Source organism: Lysobacter sp. 22409, from assembly GCF_052045105.1.
Taxonomy (GTDB): Bacteria; Pseudomonadota; Gammaproteobacteria; order Xanthomonadales; family Xanthomonadaceae; genus Lysobacter; species Lysobacter antibioticus_B.
In genome coordinates, this window is sequence record NZ_JBQEOE010000096.1 from 1 (window position 1) to 4,636 (window position 4,636).

Below are 4,636 nucleotides of genomic sequence, written 5' to 3' on the forward strand. Positions count from 1 at the left end.
CGCTCCTACCCTTTGAGCCGTCGTAGCTGCAGGATTGCTGTTGCTGTGCGCCATCTCAAACTCGCGAAGGCCATCGAAGACCCGGAGGGCGGCGCGCAGGGATGCGCGCCGTTTTTCATCGGGACAGGGATGTCCCGTATGAAAAATCCCTGCGGAGGCGACGCTCGTGCGGGCCCTTGACCCAAAGAAAAGCATTTTTCTTTGGTTACCTTTCTTTTGTTGCTTATGACAAAAGAAAGTAACCCGCCGCTTTAGTGGCGGAAGCTTTTGGCGTTTGATCTAGATCTAGATCTAGATCTAGAGCTTGCTTGAGCCAGGCGCCGCAATACCGCCACAACGCGGTCGCGGCTCGCGCCGCTCCTACCCTCGCGACAGCTCACGCCTCCTATCAACGACGGAGGCGTTGCGAACTCTGCGCGTCCTGTGGTCGCGGCTCGCGCCGCTCCTACCCTGCGTCAGCACGCCGCTTCGGCGAACGACTTCGGCGTTGCGGACTCTGCGCGTCCCGCGGTCGCGGCTCACGCCGCTCCTACAGGGACGGTGTTGCAGCCCAAAAGGGATTCGCCACTCCACAACGAAACAGGCCGCCCGAAGGCGGCCTGCGAATCTCGATCGGGAAGCGGGCGCTCAGATGCCGTCGACGCGACGGGCTTCCATGAACTTGCCGCTCCAGTAACCGGTGTCCAGGCTGGAGACGGTCACGTCCTTGCCGGTGCGCGGGGCGTGCACGAAGCGGCCCTCGCCGAGATAGATGCCGACGTGGTCGACGCGGCCGCGGCGGCCGAAGAAGACCAGGTCGCCTTCGGTCATCGCATCGCGGTCGATCACCGCGCCGGTCTTGGCCATCTCGCGCGAGACGCGCGGCAGTTCGATGCCCAGGGCGTTGCGGAACACGTAGCCGACCAGGCCGCTGCAGTCGAAGCCCTGATCCGGGGAGCTGCCGCCCCAACGGTAGGGGGTGCCCAGCAGGCCCAGGGCGCGCTGCAGCATGCTCTTGATGCGGCTCTGCTCGGCGACCGGGATGTCGGCCTTGCCGAGATTCACGTTCGGGCCCAGCAGGCGGTTCAGGTCGGTCGCCAGGAGCAGGGCGCGATCGGACAGGGTCATGGCCTCCGGCAGCATGTTGCTGGCGGTCGGCTCCGGCGCGTCGGCCGAGTCGTTGCGCAGCGAGGTGCCGCCCGGGAGGGAACTGCCGAGGCTGGAACCCAGCGCAGAGGACTGCTGGGCGAAGGCGGGCAGGGCGCAGACCGCGAGTGCGGCGGTCAGCAGGATTCGTTGGCTGGCCCGGACGACGGTAGTCGTGCGAGCGGTGGCGCAAGGTGCTTGGGGGGTGGCAGCCAGGCGGCCGTGGCGAGTCAATTGGGTCGTCACGTATTAATCACGAAGTCGTCACCGATGGGGGATGATGCCCGTCATGTGGGAGACATAGGTTCAAATTTCGTTAGCAGGTCGTTAACAAGGCTGTGATTTGATTCACAATTTTCATCAGCGCAATGCCCAATCGCGCATTCATGAAAGTCTTGTTACTTCCTGAGAACCCGCTTCGCGCCGCTGTAATGGCTGACCCAGTAAGGGCCGTCGAGGTGATCCAGGCGGACCGTGCCGCCGGTGCTCGGGGCGTGCACGAAGCGGCCCTCGCCGACGTAGATGCCGACGTGGGAGACGTTGCCCTTGCTGCCGAAGAAGACCAGGTCGCCGGCCGCCAGGCGCATCGGCTCGATCCTGGGCCCCTGGTAGGACGCCAGGTCGCGCGAGGTCCGAGGCAGGCTCAAGGCCAGCATGTCCCGATAGACGTAGTTGACCAGGCCGCTGCAGTCGAAGCCGCTGTCGGGGGTGTTGCCGCCATAGCGATAAGGCGTGCCGACCAGGCTGATCGCCCGCATCAGGACGGCATTGGCGGCGCCGGGGTTCTCCGGCTCGGTCCGGGGCCATTCGCGGACGGGCTTGGGCGGGGGCGGGCGGCGGACGACCTCGCGACCGCCGCCGCAGGCGCTGAGCAGGGCGCACAGGGCCACTGCCACGGCGAGCGCCGGCCACGGCTTGCGCACCCGCGCTGGCGCGGGAGCGGTGTTGCCGGGATAATGCGCGGCCTTCGTCACGGCCGATAGCTTGGCGGCTAAGCGCCGAGACGACAAGACAGTCCACCTGTCGTTTTGTGGCGGCCCGCTCAAAGACGAGCCGCCGTTTCCTTTCCTGATCGCCCGATGGCGGTCTCCAGTCGGGTCCTGCAATGAAAATCGAGAAAGATCGCGTCGTCCGTTTCCACTACACCGTCTCCGAGCAGGGCAGCGAGCCGCTCGAGACCTCGGAAGGCCGCGACGCGCTGGCGATCCTGATCGGCCACAACAACATCATCCCGGGCCTGGAAAAGGCGATGGACGGCCGCGAAGCCGGCGACAAGTTCGAAGTCGACGTGGTCGCCGCCGAAGCCTACGGCGCGCATCAGGAAGGCCTGACCCAGCGCGTGCCGAAGAAGTACTTCAAGGACGCCAAGCTGTTCCCGGGCATGCAGGCCGTGCTGCCGACCAGCTTCGGCCCGCGCGCGGTGACGATCCTCAAGGTCGGCATGAGCGTGGTCGATGTCGACCTGAACCACCCGATGGCCGGCAAGGACCTGCACTTCGCCATCGAGATCGTCGAAGTGCGCGAAGCCAGCAAGGAAGAGATCGAGCACGGCCACGTGCACGGCGACGGCGGCCACGCGCACTGAGCGCGGCGCCCCTTCGATGAGCGACGGCCCGCCTGCGCGGGCCGTTTCTTTTTGGGCCGCCGCAGGATGCGGTCGCGATCCGGCAGGCGGCCGTAGAATCGCGGCAGTGGCGGGTCCGGTTGCAGGCCACTCCGCCGCAAGCGCCGTAGCGCCACGGCCCCTACCGACGACAGCGAGAGCATGAGCGCAAGCGCCGCGGCCTCCGGCTTGGCCCCCATTCCCGTCCACGAACGCCTGCCCGCACTCGACGCGCTGCGCGGTCTGGCCCTGCTCGGGATCTTCCTCAGCAACGCCGAGATGTTCACCCGGCCGCTGGCGGATATTTCCGACGGCATCGATACGCACCTGCGGGGGCTCGATCACGCTGCTTCGGCCTTCGTCTACGTGCTGATACGCAGCAAGTTCTGGACCTTGTTCTCGCTGCTGTTCGGGATGGGCTTCGCGGTCATGTCCGAACGCTCGCGCCTGGCCGGGCGCGATTTCCGCCCGCTGTACCTGCGCCGCAGCGTCGGTCTGTTGATCGTCGGCCTGATCCATGCCTGGCTGATCTGGGCCGGCGACATCCTGGTCACCTACGCGCTGGCGGCATTCGCGCTGTTCGCGATGCGTTCGCTGTCGCCGGGCGCCTTGTGGCGGATCGGTCTGAGCCTGTACCTGAGCGTGCTCGGTTTCTTCCTGATGATCGCCGCGCTGCTGGCGATCCCCGGCGTGGCGCAGTCGACGCCCGCCGATATGGCCGCCGACCGTGCCGCGCGCGCCGCCGAAATCGCTGCCTATGCGCACGGCGATTACGCGCAAGCGACGGCGCAGCGCCTGGCCTTCTTCGTCGACGGAGCCATGTCGGGCTGGTTCAGCATGGTGCCGATGGTGCTGGGCCTGTTCCTGATCGGCGCCTGGTTCGTGCGCAGCGGAGCGCTCGCCGATCCGGGCGCGCATCGTCACCGTCTGAAGTCGATGATGGCTTACGGCTTGCCGGCCGGCGTGGCCATCACCGGTTTGAGCTTGCTCATCGACAGCTCGCCCACGTTCACCCCGGTCAGCGCCGCCGCGGTCGCGGCGAGCACCTTGCACATGCTCGGCGCCTTGCCGCTGGCCCTGGCCCTGATCGCCTGGGTCGTGTTGGTGGTGCACGGCGGCGCGCGCTGGCCGCTGCGCTTCGCGCCGGCCGGGCGCATGGCCTTGAGCAACTACCTCGCCCAATCGCTGATCGGCACCTTGGCGTTCTACGGCTATGGCTTTGGGTTGTGGGGGCAGGTACCGCTGGCGGCGCTGATCGCCGCGGCCTTCGTCGTGTTCGCATTGCAGATGATGCTCAGTGCGGCGTGGCTGCGGCATTACCGTTTCGGCCCGGTCGAATGGCTGTGGCGCGTTTTCACCTATTGGCGTTGGCAGCCGATGCGGATTCGGACGTCGTAACGCGCGTTTGAGTTTGATCTTGCGGGATCGGTGCGTCGCAAGATTGAAGTACTGCGGTTGCCGCTTGCGTTGCTCCTATCCTGGACTCCAGCCGGAAGCGGCGCGAGGTTGAGGCGTAGTGGTCGCTGCCTCAAGAGTAGGAGTGACGCAAGTCGCGACCGCGCAGCTCGCAGTTGTTGCGTACCTTGCTGCAGAGCGATGAAGCAACGTCAACATCTAAAGCTTCCGTCCGCTAACGCGGCCGGGTTACTTTCTTTTGCTAAGCCCAAAAGAAAGGTAACCAAAGAAAAGGGCTTTCCTTGACGAAGCTCCCCTGCGAGCACGCAGCTCGCGCCGGGATTTTCCGATAAGACGTCCCTGTCTTATCGGAAAACGGCGCACCTCCTGTGCGCCGCCCTCCGGGTCTCCGGGGGCTCTCGCGAATTCGGCACTACGCCAAGCTCTTCACTGCAACTACAACTGCAACTGCAACTGCAACTGCAACGGCTCGGCTTTTAGGGGTAGGAGCGG

The 4,636-nt window shown here is 65.8% G+C and carries 4 protein-coding genes; 2 read left to right on the forward strand and 2 right to left on the reverse strand.

Annotation, left to right across the window (positions count from 1 at the left end; genetic code table 11):
- Nucleotides 1-627: 627 nt before the first annotated feature.
- Together ACTJJK_RS23030 and ACTJJK_RS23035 are read right to left on the reverse strand one after the other, a co-directional pair.
- Nucleotides 628-1,341 (reverse strand): C40 family peptidase, encoded by a 714-nt coding sequence (locus ACTJJK_RS23030; protein ID WP_051885445.1) that lies wholly within the window; start codon nucleotides 1,339-1,341, stop codon nucleotides 628-630.
- A gap of 182 nt (nucleotides 1,342-1,523) precedes the next feature.
- Nucleotides 1,524-2,048 carry a C40 family peptidase gene (locus ACTJJK_RS23035; protein WP_031374225.1) on the reverse strand — a complete coding sequence of 175 codons (525 nt, stop codon included), beginning with the start codon at nucleotides 2,046-2,048 and terminating at the stop codon, nucleotides 1,524-1,526.
- A gap of 182 nt (nucleotides 2,049-2,230) precedes the next feature.
- Between ACTJJK_RS23035 and ACTJJK_RS23040 the strand changes: the two genes are divergently transcribed.
- Nucleotides 2,231-2,710, forward strand: a complete 480-nt coding sequence (locus ACTJJK_RS23040; RefSeq protein WP_031374224.1) for an FKBP-type peptidyl-prolyl cis-trans isomerase — start codon at nucleotides 2,231-2,233, stop codon at nucleotides 2,708-2,710.
- Nucleotides 2,711-2,890: 180 nt separating this feature from the next.
- A complete protein-coding gene (locus ACTJJK_RS23045; RefSeq protein WP_031374223.1) occupies nucleotides 2,891-4,126 on the forward strand; it encodes a DUF418 domain-containing protein in 1,236 nt (411 codons plus the stop codon).
- Nucleotides 4,127-4,636 lie beyond the last annotated feature (510 nt).